Source organism: Pseudomonas sp. TH10, assembly GCF_016651255.1.
Taxonomy (GTDB): Bacteria; Pseudomonadota; Gammaproteobacteria; order Pseudomonadales; family Pseudomonadaceae; genus Aquipseudomonas.
The window spans coordinates 23,577-39,230 of the sequence record NZ_JAEKEG010000081.1; the positions used below are offsets into that span (position 1 = coordinate 23,577).

Here is a 15,654-nt window from a genome sequence, read left to right on the forward strand (position 1 = left end):
CTCGATGAACAGTCTCCCGCTGCCCGAGCCGGGCATTCGTGTCAGCCTCGCCGAGTTGATCGAAATGCGCCATCGCGTACGCGAAGTGCAGTTGTTTTCCACGCCGAGCCAGCGCAGCCCGTTTGATTGGCCTGCATCACTCCAAGCTCCGCGGCCGGGGCGTGGATTTCGATCAGGTACGGGTCTACCAGGCCGGCGACGATGTGCGCACCATCGATTGGCGCGTCACCGCGCGCACCCAGGAACCCCACACCAAGTTGTTCCATGAAGAACGCGAGCGGCCGATCTTTATCATGGTCGAACAGAGCCGCCGGTTGTTTTTCGGCTCCGGGCTGATGTTCAAGTCGGTGCTGGCTGCCCAGGCAGCGAGCCTGATCGGCTGGGCTGCGTTGGGCCATAACGACCGCGTGGGCGGCCTGGTGTTCGGCGACAATGAGCATTACGAGATCAAGCCGCGCCGCAGCAAACAGAGCCTGTTGCAACTGCTCAACCGCCTGGTGCGGGTCAACCAGTCCCTGCACACCGAGGGCGAGACCCATCGCGACGCCCTCAACCTGGCCCTGCGCCGCGCCCGGGAAGTGTTGCGTCCAGGCAGCCTGGTGATCGTGATCTGCGATGAGCGCGCCCTGACGGAAGGCTCCGAGCAACAGCTGAGCCTGTTATCCCGCCACTGCGACCTGCTGCTGCTGCCGGTGTCCGATCCCCTCGATCATGCTTTGCCCGCTGCGGGGCTGTTGCGCTTTGCCGAGCGCGGAGCGCAACTGGAACTCGACACCCTCAATTTCGAGCTGCGCCAGGCCTATCGCGCCCAGGCTGAAGCGCGCGTCGCCCGCTGGGAACTGCTGGCGCAGAAGTTGCGTGTGCTGCTGATGCCCCTGAGCACCCAAAGTGAAATGGTCGAGCAGCTGCGCGAGTACCTCAACCCGCAAAAACCGGGGAAAGGTCGATGAGCAGCCTCGATCAATTGCAACCGCTGATCACCCCCTCCCCGATCGGTTTCTGGCCACCCGCGCCCGGCTGGTGGCTGCTGCTGTTGCTGCTGCCACTGCTCGGCTTCGGCCTGTGGCAACTGCGCCGGCTGATTCCGGACAAGCGCCCGATCGTGCGCGCCGAGCAACCGCTGGACCCGGTACGGGTCGCCGCCCTGGCGGAACTGGCCATGATGCCCAAACCCTACGATGGCGCCCCGGCAGGCGCCTGGTTGCAGCAACTCAACGGGCTGCTCAAACGCCTGTGCCGAAACCACTACCCCTACAGCCAGAGCCACACGCTCAACGGGCGCAAATGGCTGGCGTTCCTCGATAACCGCTGCCCGGCTGCCGGCCTGACGCGCTGGATGGTGCTGGTCGAAGGTGCCTACAAGCCCGAGTGCAAACTCGATGACAAGGCCATCGCCGGCCTGACCCAGGCCATCGACACCTGGATTCGCAAACATGTTTGAGTTCGCCTGGCCGTGGATCTTCGCCCTGCTGCCGCTGCCCTGGTTGATGCGGGTGCTGCTGCCCGCGGCCGACAGTGGCGAGCCCGCACTGAAAGTCAGCTTTCTCAATGACCTTGAAGGCCTGGCTCGACGTCGTGCCCGCGCCAATCTCCCGGCCTGGCGCCAGCAGGCACCGTACATTTTGCTGTGGCTGTTGTTACTGATGGCTGCTGCACGCCCGCAATGGCTCGGCGAGCCGCTGCCCATCGCCGCCAGTGGCCGCGACCTGCTGGTGGCCGTGGACGTCTCCGGCTCCATGGATTTCCCCGACATGCGCTGGCAGGACGAAGACGTCAGCCGTCTGAATCTGGTCCAGCACCTGCTGGGGATTTCCTTGAGGGTCGCGAGGGCGATCGGGTCGGCCTGATCCTGTTCGGCAGCCAGGCCTACCTGCAAGCCCCGCTGACCTTTGACCGGCGCACCGTACGGGTATGGCTCGACGAGGCGCGCATCGGCATCGCCGGCAAAAACACCGCCATCGGCGATGCCATTGGCCTGGCCCTGAAACGCCTGCGATTGCGCCCGACCCACAGCCGCGTGCTGATCCTGGTCACGGACGGCGCCAACAATGGTGGCGAGATCGATCCGCTGACGGCCGCGCGCCTGGCTGCCAATGAGGGCGTGAAGATCTACCCGATCGGCATCGGCGCCGATCCCGAGGAAAGTGGCACTGCAGGTTTTCTCGGCGTCAACCCGAGCCTGGACCTAGACGAGCCGTCGCTCAAGGCGATCGCCGAAGTCACCGGCGGCCGCTACTTCCGCGCACGCGATGGCAAGGAACTGGAGTCGATCAAGGACACACTCGATCAACTGGAGCCGGTGACTCAGCAGCCGACCCAGGCGCGCCCGGCCCAATCGCTTTACCACTGGCCGCTGGCACTCGCACTGGTGTTGAGCATGTTGCTGGTGGCCCGCGAACGCTGGCCAAACAACCTGCTGCAACGCCTGTTCACCAAGGAACTGTTCTTGCAATCGCAACTGCCCGACTGGCGCAGACGACTTGAGCGCCTGCGCCTGCGGAGACGCCGATGAGCGCGCTCTGGCCCTTCTGGTTCCGTCCTGCCTGGCTTCTGGTATTACCGCTGCTGGCCTGGTTGCTGTGGCAGCTGTGGCACCGGCAAAAACGTGCGGGTCGCTGGCAGATGATCTTGCCGCCGGCCTTCCATGCGGCGCTGCTCAGTGGCGGCAGTGGACGCGATAGCAAGCTGCCTTGGGTGGCCCTCGGCCTGGCCTGGACGCTGGGGCTTGTGGCCCTGCTTGGCCCGGGCTGGGAGCGCGTCGAGCAAACCAGCCAGAAACCTGCCGACCCACTGGTGGTGGTGCTGGAGCTGACCCCGGAAATGCTCGCCACCGATGTGCCGCCAAACCGCCTGGAGCAAGCGCGACGCAAGCTGTTCGACCTGCTGCAGCATCGCAGCGATGCGCAAACGGCAATCGTTGTCTATGCCGGCAGCGCCCATACACTGGTTCCCCTGACCGACGACCTGGCCACCAGCCGCAATCTTCTGGACGCACTCAAGCCATCGCTGATGCCGCAACCGGGCCATCGCGCTGACCTGGCAGTGATCAAGGCACTTGCGCTGCTCAAGCAGGCGTCGCTTGGCGACGGACGCATCCTGCTGATTGGCTCAACCCTCACCGAGCAGGAGCGCCAGGGCATTCGCCAGGCGTTGGGGGGCCAATCCACGCAATTGCTGATGCTCGGTGTTGGCACCGCCGAGGGCGCGCCGATCACCCAGGAGGATGGCAGCTTCCTCAAGGACGACCAGGGCGCGATCCTGGTGCCTCGCCTCGATGAACCCGGCCTCAAAGCGTTCGCCAACGCCCTGGACGGCCGCTACCGCCACGCTCGCCTGGAGGACACCGACCTGCGTGCCCTCGGACTGTTTGACGGGCCACGGGCAATGCGCAACGACGGCCAGACACTGCGCCTCGACACCTGGGCGGATCAGGGTTACTGGCTGTTGTTGCCGCTGCTGTTGCTGGCGGCCTGCGCCGGTCGACGTGGCTGGCTGTTCTGCCTGCCGCTGCTGTTGCTGATGCCCCAGAAAAGTGATGCCTTCGAGTTCGAAGACCTGTGGTTGCGCCCCGACCAGCAAGGGCTGCACCTGCTCAAACAGAAACGCCCGGCCGAGGCCGCCCAGCACTTCCAGGATCCACAGTGGCAAGGTGTCGCGCTTTATGAAGCAGGCGACTACAGTGGCGCCGCCCAGCGGTTTGCCCGGGGCGACGACGCGCATGCCCACTACAATCGTGGCAATGCCCTGGCTCGCAGCGGTGAACTCGAAGCGGCGCTGGACGCTTACGACCAGGCACTGGAACGCCAGCCGGATCTGCGTCCGGCGCTGACCAACAAGGCGCTGGTAGAAGACCTGCTCAAACACAAGACCACCCCACCGGCGGTCGAGCCGCAGCAGGAACCCGACCAGCCGTCACCGGCTTCCGAGCCCGAGCCGGCCCCTGGCGCCGCGACCCAGCCTGCCAGCGAAGGCGAGTCCGCCAGCGATGCACCGCAGGCCAGCACGGAGCCCGGCGAAGATGAGCCGACTACCCCGCCAAAACCCGGGGCCAATGAAGTGCCCGGCAGCGAGCTGGGCGATGAACAGCACACCACGCCGCCGCAGCGTCCGGCCGACGAGGCGATTGACGGCGAGCAGCGCCAGGCCCTGGAGCAATGGCTACGCAAGATCCCGGATGACCCGGGAGAGTTGCTCAGACGCAAATTCTGGTACGAACAGCAACAACATCAGGATCAGGAAAACACTCGATGACCCGCTTCACCGCTCTCTTGCTGCCCCTGCTGATCTGCTCGGCCACCGCCCAGGCGGCCGAGCTGACCGCCAGCGTGGATCGCAGTCGCCTGAATTCCGGCGAGACGGTCGAGCTCACCCTCGAAACCAGTGATGTCACGCAGTTCGGCAAACCCGACCTGACACCGCTGGAACCGCTGTTCGAAGTGCGCGGCACGCGGCAGGTCAACCAGCTCAACACCCTCAATGGCGACAACCGGGCCACCACCCGCTGGATCGTCACCCTGCTGCCCCGGCAGAACGGCAGCGTGGTGATTCCGCCGCTGCAAATGGGTGATGTGCAGAGCCAGCCGATCACCGTGCAAGTGGTCGAGGGCGAAACCCAGGACGGCGCGAAAAAGCTGCAGCCGGTATTCCTCGAAGTCAGCCTGGATCAGCCCAGCGTGTACGTGCAGGCCCAGGCGATCCTGACCTTGCGCATTTATCACTCGGTGTCGCTGTACGACGACAGCAGCCTGACGCCCTTGCAAATCCCCGATGCGCGCATTGAGCAATTGGGCGAGTCGCGGACCTACGAGAAAGTCATCAACGAAGTGCGCCACGGCGTGATCGAGATGCGCTATGCCATCTACCCGCAGCACAGCGGCGAATTGACCATTCCGGCGCAGGTCTTCAGCGCCACCCTGGTCGATACGCAACCGGCCCCGGACGGCGACGCCCAGGCGCCGAAATCCGGAAAACTGATGCGCGTTGGCTCCCCGGCCATTCTGCTCGACGTCAAGGCCAAGCCCGCCACCTGGCCGGCCGACGTACCCTGGCTGCCTGCGCGCAGCATCAGCCTGAGCGAAAGCTGGAACCCACCTGCAGACCAGGCTCAAGTGGGCAACTCACTGACCCGCAGCCTGACCCTGAAGGCCGAGGGCCTGGCCAGTTCGCAGCTGCCACCGTTGCCGGCCACCGAGATCAATGGGCTACGCCGCTATCCCGATCAACCGGTACTGGCCAACCACAACGGTGAACGCGGCCTGGTCGGCAGCCGCGAGGAACGCGAGGCCCTGGTACCGACCCGCAGCGGTGCGATCGAGTTGCCTGCCGTCGAGGTGGTCTGGTGGAACACCTTCGAAGATCACCTGGAGCACACCAGCCTGGCCGCACAAACCCTGCAAGTGGCCAACAACCCCAGCCTGGTGGTGGACACCCCCGCGAGCACCCCGCAAGCCATGAGCAGCGCCGACAGCGAAACCCTGTGGTGGTGGAAACTCAGCACATTGCTTCTGGCCTGCACCACATTACTGGGGTTCGGCCTGTGGTGGCGTGCCCGCTGGCAACCGGCGATCCTGCGGGCTGCGCAGGCAGGCCCGAGCCCGCGTACCGTGCTCGACGAGCTCAAGCGCGCCTGCCAGGCCAACGATTCCCACGCCACCCGCCAGGCCCTGGATGCCTGGGCTCGACAACAACCGGAAACCCTGGCCGACATGGCCGCGCGCTTCGTCCCGCTGTCCGATGCCCTGGACGGCCTCAATGGCGCCCTGTACAGCGAAACCGGCCAATATTGGCAAGGCGATGACCTGTGGCGGGCGATCAAGGCGATCCCGATTGCCGAGCGGGTCCAGGACCCGGTGGGCGACAGTGGCCTGCCGCCGTTGTATCCCAAATAAGGTCAAAAGATCGCAGCCCGCAGCAGCTCCTGCAGATGTACGCCGTCTCTTTGTAGGAGCTGCCGCAGGCTGCGATCTTTCTGCCTTGGCCATTCCTGACTTTTTGCCAGTAAACTCTCCCCTTTCGCCGCTTTCATTGTTCACGCGGCCATCACCTCATCTCCAACGGAGTTTGCCTTGCGTCTGTTCCACACCTCCGACTGGCACCTTGGGCAAAACCTGCACGGGCAGGAACGCGATTTCGAGCATGCGTGCTTTCTCGAATGGCTGCTGGGCCAATTGAAACTGGCGCAGCCGGATGTGCTGTTGATTGCCGGTGACATCTTCGACACGGTCAATCCGCCGGTCAAAGCCCAGGAACGCCTTTACGATTTCATCGTCAACGCCCATGAACAGCAGCCGTTGCTGACCATCGTGATGATTGCCGGCAACCACGATTCCGGATCGCGGATCGAGTTACCCGCGCCGCTGATGCGCCGTTTGCGCACGCATGCGTTGGGTCGGGTGCTGTGGCTGGATGACGGCCAGCTCGATGCCGAGCGTCTGTTGCTGCCGTTGCCAAATGCCCAAGGCGAGATCGCCGCGTGGTGCCTGGCGCTGCCGTTCCTGCGCCCGGCGGAGGTGACCGGCGCGCACTTGGGCGACAACTATCTGCGTGGCATCGGTCAGGTGCATGAGTGGCTGATCGCAGCGGCCAACGCCAAGCGCCAACCGGGTCAGGCGCTGATTGCCATCAGCCACGCGCACATGGCCGGCGGTTCGGTGTCGGAAGACTCCGAGCGCAGCCTGATCATTGGCAACGCCGAAGCCCTGCCCGCCAGCCTGTTCGGGCCGAGCATCAGTTACGTCGCACTTGGCCATTTGCATAAGCCGCAGAAGGTCAACGGTGAGGAGCGCATTCGCTACAGCGGTTCGCCGATTCCGTTGTCGTTCTCCGAGATCAAATATGAGCATCAGATTCTCGACGTCCTGCTTGAGGGTGAAACCCTGATCAGCGTCGAACCCAAACTCATCCCCGGGCGGTCAACCTGCAACGCATCGGCCCGGCGCCGCTGGCGGACATTCTCCTGCAACTGGCGGACTTGCCAAACATCGACCTGCTCGCCGAACCCCAGCGCCAGCCGTGGCTGGAGGTGCGCGTAACCCTCGACGAGCCGCAACCGGACCTGCGCCATCAAGTGGAAAACGCCCTGCAAGGCAAAGCCGTGCGGCTGGTGCGCATCGCCGCTGAATACGCCGGCAACCGTGGCGCTGACGGCGAGGAGGACGGCAGCACGCTGATTGAACTCGACCAACTCACCCCGCAAGAACTGTTCAGCCGCGCCTGGCTCGACAACTACGGCAACGAGGTCGACGAACAGACGCTGAAGGACTTCGCCGAACTGCTGCAAGACGTGCAACTGGAGGGCGAGCAGCCATGAAGATTCTCGCCATTCGCCTGAAAAACCTCGCTTCCCTGGCCGGGCCATTTGAAATCGACTTTACCGCCGAGCCGTTGGCCAGCGCGGGTCTGTTCGCCATCACCGGGCCTACCGGTGCCGGCAAGAGCACCTTGCTCGATGCCCTGTGCCTGGCATTGTTCGGCGCCGTGCCACGGCTGAGCAATGCCCAGGTATCCGCCAAGGCCCCCGACGCCGACGGCGAAATAAGTACCGGCGACCCACGCACCCTGCTGCGTCGCGGAACAGGCGAAGGCTATGCCGAAGTCGACTTCGTCGGCATCGACGGCCGCCGCTACCGCGCGCGCTGGGAGGCCAATCGCGCCCGGGAGAAAGCCGGAGGCAAGCTGCAGGCCAGTCGCCAGAGCCTGCGCGACCTCGACCAGGATCAATTGCTGGCCAGTCAGAAAGTCGAATTCAAGGTCCAGCTTGAAGCCGTTCTGGGCCTGAATTTCGAGCAGTTCACCCGTGCCGTCCTGCTCGCCCAGAGCGAGTTCAGCGCCTTCCTCAAGGCCAACGACAACGAACGCAGCGAACTGCTGGAGAAACTCACCGACACCGCCTTGTACACCCGCCTCGGTCGTCGCGCGTTCGACAAGACCAGGGACGCCCGTGAGGCCCACAAGTTGCTGCAGGACCAGGCCACCGGCGTGACGCCGCTGCCGCCCGAAGCGCGCGCCGAACTCGATGAACGTTTCAACCAGGCGCAGCAGCAACTCAAGCACCAGCAGGCGCAACTCAAGCAGCTTGAGTTGCAGCACACCTGGCTCAAGGAACTGCGCCAGTTGCAGGACGAACAACGGGGCGCCACCGAACAATTGACCAGCGCCCAACAGGATTGGCAGCACCTGGCCGGCGATCGTTTGAAGTTGACCCGCCTGGAGCAATTGGCGCCACAAAGGCACCAGTTCGCCCGCCAGAGCGAACTCAAGGCGCGGCTTGCGCCGTTGGCTGCGCAGATTCAGCAGCAGACCCGGCAACAACAGGATCTGCAGGCGCGGCAGGCGGAACTCGAACAGAGCCTGGGCAATGCACAGGCAGCGCTAAGCGAAGCACAGGCTCGGCACACATCTGGCGCGCCGTTGCTGCGCCAGGCCTTCGAAGCGCAAAGCAGCCTCGCCCGCCTGATCAGGGACACCGGCCTCAGCGCCGAACGCAAGCAGCAAGCCGAACAGGCCTGCAGCGAAGGTCAACACACCCTCCAAGGGCTGCTCGATCAGCAGCAACGAGTGGTCGAACGCCTGGAGCGCATTGGCGCCGAGCTTGAGCAAAGCACTCACCTGTCACCCCTGAGCGATGCCTGGAATGCCTACCGCGACCGCTTGCAGCAATTGATGCTGATCGGTAATCGCCTGAACAAGGGCCAGGCGGAGCTGGCGTCCCTGGAGCAACAAGCCAGCCAGGCCGCTGCGCAGTGGGCCGGGCAAAAACACAATCTGGAAGTGCTCTACAAAGAGGCTGGCGCCGAGCCGGAGGCGGTGGCCGAACAGATCCAGTTGCTCGGCAACCTGTTGCAGGACAACCGCAAGCAACTGCGTGCCTTCGAAGAACTGACGCGACTGTGGGCCAGCCAGCAGGCGCTCGACCAACGCGTCGCCGAACTGCAGCAGCGCCAGGGCGCAGCCCAGCAGGAACGCGAGCGGCTGACCCAGGACGGGGTCAAGACCAGGAACGAACTGGCTGTCGCCGAACAGACCCTGACCGTCACCCGTGAACTGCTCGAGCGCCAGCGCCTGGCCCGCAGCGCCAGTGTCGAAGAGCTGCGCGAGCAATTGCAGGACGATCAACCCTGCCCGGTCTGCGGCAGCCCCGACCACCCCTATCATCAGCCCGAGGCGTTGTTGCAAAGCCTGGGTCGTCACGATGAGAGTGAACAGGCCAACGCACAGCAAGCGGTCGATGCGCTCAAGGAAAAACTCACGGACCTGCGCACCGAGGTCGGCGCCGTCATCGCCCAGCAAAAGGAGTTGCTGCAACAGCAGGAGCAACTGGTCGCGCAACAAGGCAGCCTGGCGCCGAGCCTCGAAGCGCACCCGCTGTCGACCCAGCTGTTCAACCAGGACAGCGGTCGGCGCGATGCCTGGCTGGCCCAGCAAAACAGCCAGTTGAACCAGAGCATCAGCCAGGACGAACAGCGGCAAACCGCCCTGCTCACCCTGCAACAGGACGCCGCGCGCCTGCAACAGCAGCTGCGCAACGCCGAGACCGCGAGCCAGCAGGCGACCCAGCACCTGGCCAACCAGCAACGCGAGCTGGGCAACGACCGCCAGCGCCTGGATGAGGAACTGACCGCCTTCAGCAGCCTGCTCCCTGCCGATACACTGGACGCCTTGCGCAATGAGCCGGCCGCGACCTTCATGCAGCTGGACCGGCAGATCACCCAGCGCCTGGAACAGCTTGATCAGCAACGCGACGAACTCAGTGAGCAGCAACAACGCCAGCAGACGCTGGAGAAGGAACAGGATCGCCAACTGACGCGCGTCCAGCAGCTGGAAGCGGCGCTGCAGCAGTTCAACGCCCTCGCCGAACAGCAACAGGCCTGCGAGCAGCAGCTGGCACAGTTGTTGGGTGCCCATGACAGCGCCGAACACTGGCAGCAGCAACTGGATCAGGCGGTTGAGCAGGCGCGCAATGCCCAAGCGGCAGTGAGCCAGGCGCTGCAATCGGTGCGTACGGGCCTGGTGCAGTTGGCCGCCGAGCTCAAGGCGCAGCAGGAACACCTGATCGCCCTGGAAACCGAAGAGCGCGAGCTGAGTGCGAAGATCGTCGACTGGCGCGCCCGTCACCCGGAACTGGATGACGGTGGCCTCGAAGACCTGTTACGAGTCGACGATACGCAATTCGCCGATCTGCGCCAACGCTTGCAGCAAAACGAAAAAGCCGTCGAGCAGGCCAAGGTGTTGTTGCAGGAGCGCGATCAGCGCCTGCTGGATCATCAGGCCCAGCACAACGGCAACCTCGACGCCGAGCAACTCGCCAGTGCCCTGACTGATCTGCAAAACCAATTCACCGTCAGCGAGCAGCACTGCGCCGAATTGCGCGCTGAACAGGTCGAGGATCAACGCCGGCAGAACGCCAATCAGGCGCTGGCGCAACAGATCGCTGATGCCTACGCCGAGTTTCAGCGCTGGGCGCGACTGAGTGCCTTGATCGGCTCCGCTACCGGCGACACCTTCCGCAAGATCGCCCAGGCCTACAACCTCGACCTGCTGGTGCATCACGCCAACGTGCAACTGCGCCAATTGGTTAAACGCTATCGCCTGAAACGCGGCGGCAGCATGCTCGGCCTGTTGGTGATGGACACCGAGATGGGCGATGAACTGCGCTCGGTGCATTCGTTGTCCGGCGGCGAGACGTTCCTGGTGTCACTGGCCCTGGCCCTGGGCCTGGCATCGATGGCCTCAAGTACGCTGAAAATCGAATCGCTGTTTATCGATGAAGGCTTCGGCAGCCTCGATCCGGAGTCGCTGCAACTGGCGATGGATGCGCTCGATGGCTTGCAGGCCCAAGGTCGCAAGGTCGCGGTGATTTCCCACGTGCAGGAAATGCATGAGCGGATTCCGGTGCAGATCCAGGTCCGCCGCCAGGGCAATGGCCTGAGTACACTGGAGGTGAAATGACCACGCTCTACTCCTTCCGCCGCTGCCCCTACGCCATGCGGGCACGCATGGCCCTGCGCTACTCGGCGGTTGCCGTGGACATCGTCGAGGTCAGCCTGAAAGCCAAGCCACCGCAGATGCTGGCACTGTCACCCAAGGGCACGGTGCCGGTGCTGAGCATCGACGGCGCGGTGATCGATGAGAGCCTGGCGATCATGCGCTGGGCACTGGAACAGGGCGATCCGGCGGACTGGTCGCTCAAGGATGATCCTGCCGGCCAGGCGCAGACCTGTGCGTTGATCGAGGAGAACGACCAGGTGTTCAAGGTGCACCTCAATCACTACAAGTACGCCGAGCGTTATCCCGAACAGCCGATGGCGTTTTACCGGGCCGAGGGTGAGAAATTCTTGAGCAAACTGGATGAGATGCTGGCGCGTAATGAATACTTGCTGGCCGATCATCCATGTCTGGCGGATGTGGCATTGATGCCATTCGTGCGGCAATTCGCGCACGTGGACAGGGAGTGGTTTGCGCAGACGCCGTATGTCCGGTTGCAGGCCTGGTTGCAGCGCTTCATCGAATCAGCGTTGTTCACCTCGATCATGCAAAAATGACCCCCGTGTGCCGGTATGCCCGTGTACCCGTATGCCGGTATGCCGGTATGCCCGTGTACCCGTATGCCGGTATGCCCGTGTACCCGTGTACCCGTGTAGGAGCTGCCGAAGGCTGCGATCTTTTGATGTTGCTTTTCAAGATCAAAGATCGCAGCCTTCGGCAGCTCCTACGCGGGTTCGGTGAATCAGGCCAACACTTCGCACATCCGCAGCGCCGAGCAATCCACCTGGAATGGCCCGAAAAAATCACCAGCGCGCTTGGCCGGAGGGTTTCCAGCCATCAACCCCAAGGACTTCGCGGTCTGAATATTGTGAGCCATATTGTGATTGGCTTCGATTGACCGTGCTACACCGCCAGCCGAGCCGTGCCCCACGCCTGCCAATGACGTGCCATTGGTCATGAATGCCAACAAAGCCACGACTCCGAGTTTGCTGCCTTTCATGACCCTGCCACTCCCGCCACGTCCTGGTGATCGATCACGGCGTTCTGCACGCGGTGTTCAAACTGGATAGCGGGATAAGCGACCTGAATCGGTGCTTCGAAATCGTGCTGCATGTGCGCCGAGATACTGACAAACGACACCAGGACCACGTAGAGACCGATGGCCAGGTAGGCGCCGTGTTTGGCGGAGGTAAGAATTGCGCTGGCCATGGTGTTCTCCCGTGGGCATGTTTCAGAGCCCACAGGATCAATCAGAAAACCCGGACTAACCACTCAGGGTTTGCCATAGTGAACATCAGCTTCGTTGATTATTAAAGCCGTCTATCGCGATGCTTGATAAAACCAATGAGCATTGAAAATACACACACGTGTAGGAGCTGCCGAAGGCTGCGATCTTTTGACGTTGAAGATCAAAAGATCGCAGCCTTCGGCAGCTCCTACAGGGGAGTGTTGTGCAGACTTTCAGTGTTGGGCTTTGTGATCCAGGGCGGCGTAGAAGTTGGCGCTCTGTTGCAGGTATTTCTGGGTGTAGCTCTGGGTATGGGATTTTTTGCTGCTGATTTCAACGTTGGCGCTGGCTGGCAGAACCACGGTGGCAGAGATGGCGGAAGCGGCAATAACGGAGAAGAGATTGAAGTTCATGGCGGTAACCCTCGTGTTCGGTTGGCTTGCTTGCCCGGTCGGGCCGTGAAGCAAACTTAACGCTCGACGGTTACTTGCTTGAAATGCTTTGTAGCACTTCCAGATATCAGCCTCATTGATAGAACAGCGTAAGCCCCGTAAACCGGGGCCTGTGGCTTATTGTCGCACCAGGAACTTGAGGTCGCTCGGCGCGTCCATCGGCAGTTTCTGCACAGTTTTGCCGAGCAGACCGGTCTTGCCATCGCGCTCGACGACGACAATCTGGTTGCTCTTCTGGTTGGCGATCAGCAGGAATTTGCCACTCGGATCGAGGCTGAATTCGCGCGGGTGATCGCCTTCCACCGAACGCCTTTGCAGCTCTTTGAGCTGAGCGGTCGCCGGATCAATGCTGAACACCAGCAACTGATTGGCAGTGCCACGGTTACTGACGTAGAGGAACTTGCCATCCGCCGAGGCGTGCAGCGCTGCGCCAGCCTTGTCCGAAGTTGGCTGACCGGCAGCCAGATCGACCAGTTGCGTCTGGGTCAGCACGCCGTCGTGGTAGTCGAACACTGCGACTTGCGCACTCATTTCCATGGTCAGCCAGGCGTGTTTGCCGTCAGCGCTGAACAACAGGTGACGCGGGCCGCTGCCCGCTGGCAACGCAACAGAGGGCGTTTTCGCCGGGGTCAGCGGCAGATCCGGGTTGGCCTTCGGGTCAAATTGGTAGATGAAGACTTTGTCGGCACCGAGGTCGTTGGAGAACACATAGCGTCCATCCGGCGAGGACACGGTCGAATGCACGTGGTTCGACGCCTGGCGTTCGGGATTGACCCGACTCGCCGGGTGCGCACTCATCTGCACCACGGGTTTGAGTTTGCCATCAGCCCCCACCGGCAAGACCGCGAGGGTTCCGCCCGGATCTTCGACCACCGAATAGTTGCTGACGAACAGGTGACTGGCGTCACCACTGAGGCTTGAATGAGTTGGCTCGTTGCCCAGGCTCTGCACTTGATTGATCAAGGTCAGGGCGTGGGTTTTCGGATCGATTGAGTAGCTGCTGACGCGCCCGACCGGGTCTTTCTGGCCGGGGCCGTTTTCGTTGACCACGAACAGGTGACGCTGGTCTCGGGACAAGGTCAGCCAGGAAGGATTTTCACTCTCAACCACCTGCAGCGGCTTCGCGTCGATCTGGCCGGTGGCGCTGTCGAAGTTCAGGCGGTAGATGCCCTGACTCGCGCCGGCGGTGTAAGTGCCAACCAGCAACTGGTAATCCGCCGTGGGTGCCGCCTGCACACCCATGGCGCCCACACTGCCAGCCATCAGCAACGGCCAGAAATTACGCATCCGCATGCTCGTCGTCCTCCTCGTTGTCACCGCCGATGGCTTCCATCGGCACCAGGCGGTGCTCGCCGGAGTCGCCGGTGATGATCCAGCTCTTCAAGGCCGCATCAAACGTCGCCGCCTGGATTTGCGCCATACTGAACGCCCACCGCTTGAGCGCCCGGCCGTCCATGCACTCGATATGCAGGTTATCGTCGTCATCGAGAGAGAAATCGAAGGCATGCAGCCCGTCGATTTCCAGCATGTCGCAATGTTCGAGGGCGTTGAGCAAGGTATCGGTCATGGCAGTCAATCTTCAAAAGAAAGACGCAATGATAGCTCAATGCGGTGGTCGGGATTATCCCTACCCGCCACCCCTATATCACACACCCTCCCTGTAGGAGCTGCCGCAGGCTGCGATCTTTTGATCTGCTTTGTCGCAACCTCAAAGCATTCAAAATCAAAAGATTAGAAGATCAAAAGATCAAAAGATCGCAGCCTGCGGCAGCTCCTACGGGGAATGTCAGAGGGCGTCGCGGGAAGGCTGGCCATCCACCAGGCGTTGAATGCCCAATGGGTTGGCATTTTTCAGCGCATCCGGCAGCAGGCTGTCCGGGTAGTTCTGGAAACACACCGGCCGCAGGAAGCGGTCGATTGCCAGCGTACCGACCGAAGTACCCCGGGCGTCGGAAGTCGCCGGGTATGGCCCGCCATGCACCATCGAATCGCAGACCTCGACACCCGTCGGGTAGCCGTTGAGCAGGATCCGTCCGACCTTCTGTTCCAGCAACGCCGTCAGCTCGCCAAACTGCTCAAAGTCAGCAGGTTCGCCGATGATCGTTGCCGTCAATTGTCCACGCAGCCCACTGAGTGCGGCACCGAGTTGCGCCTGGTCCGCCACTTCGACAAACACCGTGGTCGGGCCGAAGACTTCTTCCTGCAAGACTTCATCACCGTCGACAAGCAGGCTGGCATCGGCCTTGAACAATTGCGGCCGCGCCTGGTTGCCCTGCTGCGCCTGGCCCGCCAGGTGCGTCACGCCCGGGTGCGCGAGGAGTTTCTGCAAGCCTTTACCATAGCTGCTCAAGGTGCCGCTGTTGAGCATGGTCTGTGCCGGTTGGTCAGCGATCAAACCGCCGACCTGTTGCATGAAGGCAGTGAATGGCGGCGATTTGATGCCAATCACCAGGCCAGGGTTGGTGCAGAACTGACCACAGCCCTGGACCACTGAAGCGGTCAGCTCACGGGCGACGTTGTCTGCGCGCACTTGCAAGGCCTGGGGCAGGACGATCACCGGGTTGATGCTCGACATCTCGGCAAATACCGGAATCGGCTGTGGACGCGCCGCCGCCATGTCGCACAATGCTCGCCCGCCTTTGAGCGAACCGGTGAAGCCCACCGCCTGGATCGCCGGATGCTTGACCAGCGCCTCACCCACGCCGCCACCGTAAATCATGTTGAAAACACCAGCGGGCATGGCGGTTTTCTCTGCCGCGCGAATCAGCGCGCAGGCCACCAGCTCGGCGGTTGCCATGTGGCCGCTGTGGGCCTTGAACACGACGGTGCAACCGGCAGCCAGGGCCGACGCGGTGTCGCCGCCGGCCGTGGAAAACGCCAAGGGAAAATTGCTCGCGCCGAACACGGCAACCGGTCCCAGGCCAATGCGGTATTGACGCAGGTCGGGGCGTGACAACGGCTGGCGATCCGGCAACGCCTGATCGATTCGCG

The 15,654-nt window shown here is 62.8% G+C and carries 11 protein-coding genes and 3 pseudogenes; 8 read left to right on the forward strand and 6 right to left on the reverse strand.

Annotated features, from left to right (window positions below):
• Positions 1-4: 4 nt before the first annotated feature.
• The 8 genes and pseudogenes from JFT80_RS13005 (at position 5) to JFT80_RS13040 (ending at position 11,540) form a co-directional block, all read left to right on the forward strand.
• A pseudogene (locus JFT80_RS13005) lies at positions 5-950 on the forward strand (DUF58 domain-containing protein).
• Positions 947-1,441 carry a DUF4381 domain-containing protein gene (locus JFT80_RS13010; protein ID WP_122839723.1) on the forward strand — a complete coding sequence of 165 codons (495 nt, stop codon included), beginning with the start codon at positions 947-949 and terminating at the stop codon, positions 1,439-1,441. Before JFT80_RS13005 ends, JFT80_RS13010 begins: the two are co-directional and overlap by 4 nt.
• Positions 1,434-2,512: pseudogene (locus JFT80_RS13015) on the forward strand (VWA domain-containing protein). The gene JFT80_RS13010 and the pseudogene JFT80_RS13015 overlap by 8 nt, the downstream one beginning before the upstream one ends.
• Complete coding sequence (locus JFT80_RS13020; RefSeq protein ID WP_201148129.1) at positions 2,509-4,251, forward strand: tetratricopeptide repeat protein; 1,743 nt, start codon at positions 2,509-2,511, stop codon at positions 4,249-4,251. Before JFT80_RS13015 ends, JFT80_RS13020 begins: the two are co-directional and overlap by 4 nt.
• A complete protein-coding gene (locus tag JFT80_RS13025) occupies positions 4,248-5,888 on the forward strand; it encodes a BatD family protein (protein WP_201148130.1) in 1,641 nt (546 codons plus the stop codon). The genes JFT80_RS13020 and JFT80_RS13025 overlap by 4 nt, the downstream gene beginning before the upstream one ends.
• Before the next feature lie 177 nt (positions 5,889-6,065).
• Positions 6,066-7,309, forward strand: a pseudogene (locus JFT80_RS13030) (exonuclease SbcCD subunit D C-terminal domain-containing protein).
• Positions 7,306-10,947: an SbcC/MukB-like Walker B domain-containing protein gene (locus tag JFT80_RS13035; RefSeq protein ID WP_201148131.1), complete on the forward strand. Its 3,642-nt coding sequence runs from the start codon at positions 7,306-7,308 to the stop codon at positions 10,945-10,947. The pseudogene JFT80_RS13030 and the gene JFT80_RS13035 overlap by 4 nt, the downstream one beginning before the upstream one ends.
• Positions 10,944-11,540 (forward strand): glutathione S-transferase, encoded by a 597-nt coding sequence (locus tag JFT80_RS13040; RefSeq protein ID WP_122839717.1) that lies wholly within the window; start codon positions 10,944-10,946, stop codon positions 11,538-11,540. Before JFT80_RS13035 ends, JFT80_RS13040 begins: the two co-directional genes overlap by 4 nt.
• A 185-nt stretch (positions 11,541-11,725) precedes the next feature.
• On the opposite strand, the gene JFT80_RS13045 is transcribed toward JFT80_RS13040, so the two are convergent.
• The 6 genes from JFT80_RS13045 to JFT80_RS13070 all read right to left on the reverse strand — a co-directional run.
• Entirely contained in the window at positions 11,726-11,983 is a 258-nt protein-coding gene (locus JFT80_RS13045; RefSeq protein ID WP_122839716.1) for a hypothetical protein, read from the reverse strand.
• Positions 11,980-12,192: a hypothetical protein gene (locus tag JFT80_RS13050; RefSeq protein WP_201148132.1), complete on the reverse strand. Its 213-nt coding sequence runs from the start codon at positions 12,190-12,192 to the stop codon at positions 11,980-11,982. Before JFT80_RS13050 ends, JFT80_RS13045 begins: the two co-directional genes overlap by 4 nt.
• A gap of 252 nt (positions 12,193-12,444) precedes the next feature.
• A complete protein-coding gene (locus JFT80_RS13055) occupies positions 12,445-12,624 on the reverse strand; it encodes a hypothetical protein (RefSeq protein WP_201148133.1) in 180 nt (59 codons plus the stop codon).
• Positions 12,625-12,780: 156 nt separating this feature from the next.
• Positions 12,781-13,956, reverse strand: coding sequence for a lactonase family protein (locus tag JFT80_RS13060; RefSeq protein ID WP_201148134.1), 1,176 nt, complete (start codon positions 13,954-13,956; stop codon positions 12,781-12,783).
• A complete protein-coding gene (locus JFT80_RS13065; RefSeq protein WP_045058649.1) occupies positions 13,943-14,239 on the reverse strand; it encodes a DUF5629 family protein in 297 nt (98 codons plus the stop codon). Before JFT80_RS13065 ends, JFT80_RS13060 begins: the two co-directional genes overlap by 14 nt.
• Before the next feature lie 210 nt (positions 14,240-14,449).
• The coding region (locus JFT80_RS13070; RefSeq protein ID WP_201148135.1) for an aldehyde dehydrogenase (NADP(+)) at positions 14,450-15,654 on the reverse strand (1,205 nt) is incomplete at its 5' end.

What these genes read in the sequence shown, in the direction of transcription:
- JFT80_RS13010 (WP_122839723.1), top strand. Translation starts at nt 947, where the DNA reads ATGAGCAGCCTCGATCAATTGCAACCGCTGATCACCCCCTCCCCGATC.
- JFT80_RS13020 (WP_201148129.1), top strand. Translation starts at nt 2,509, where the DNA reads ATGAGCGCGCTCTGGCCCTTCTGGTTCCGTCCTGCCTGGCTTCTGGTA.
- JFT80_RS13025 (WP_201148130.1), top strand. Translation starts at nt 4,248, where the DNA reads ATGACCCGCTTCACCGCTCTCTTGCTGCCCCTGCTGATCTGCTCGGCC.
- JFT80_RS13035 (WP_201148131.1), top strand. Translation starts at nt 7,306, where the DNA reads ATGAAGATTCTCGCCATTCGCCTGAAAAACCTCGCTTCCCTGGCCGGG.
- JFT80_RS13040 (WP_122839717.1), top strand. Translation starts at nt 10,944, where the DNA reads ATGACCACGCTCTACTCCTTCCGCCGCTGCCCCTACGCCATGCGGGCA.
- JFT80_RS13045 (WP_122839716.1), bottom strand. Translation starts at nt 11,983, where the DNA reads ATGAAAGGCAGCAAACTCGGAGTCGTGGCTTTGTTGGCATTCATGACC.
- JFT80_RS13050 (WP_201148132.1), bottom strand. Translation starts at nt 12,192, where the DNA reads ATGGCCAGCGCAATTCTTACCTCCGCCAAACACGGCGCCTACCTGGCC.
- JFT80_RS13055 (WP_201148133.1), bottom strand. Translation starts at nt 12,624, where the DNA reads ATGAACTTCAATCTCTTCTCCGTTATTGCCGCTTCCGCCATCTCTGCC.
- JFT80_RS13060 (WP_201148134.1), bottom strand. Translation starts at nt 13,956, where the DNA reads ATGCGGATGCGTAATTTCTGGCCGTTGCTGATGGCTGGCAGTGTGGGC.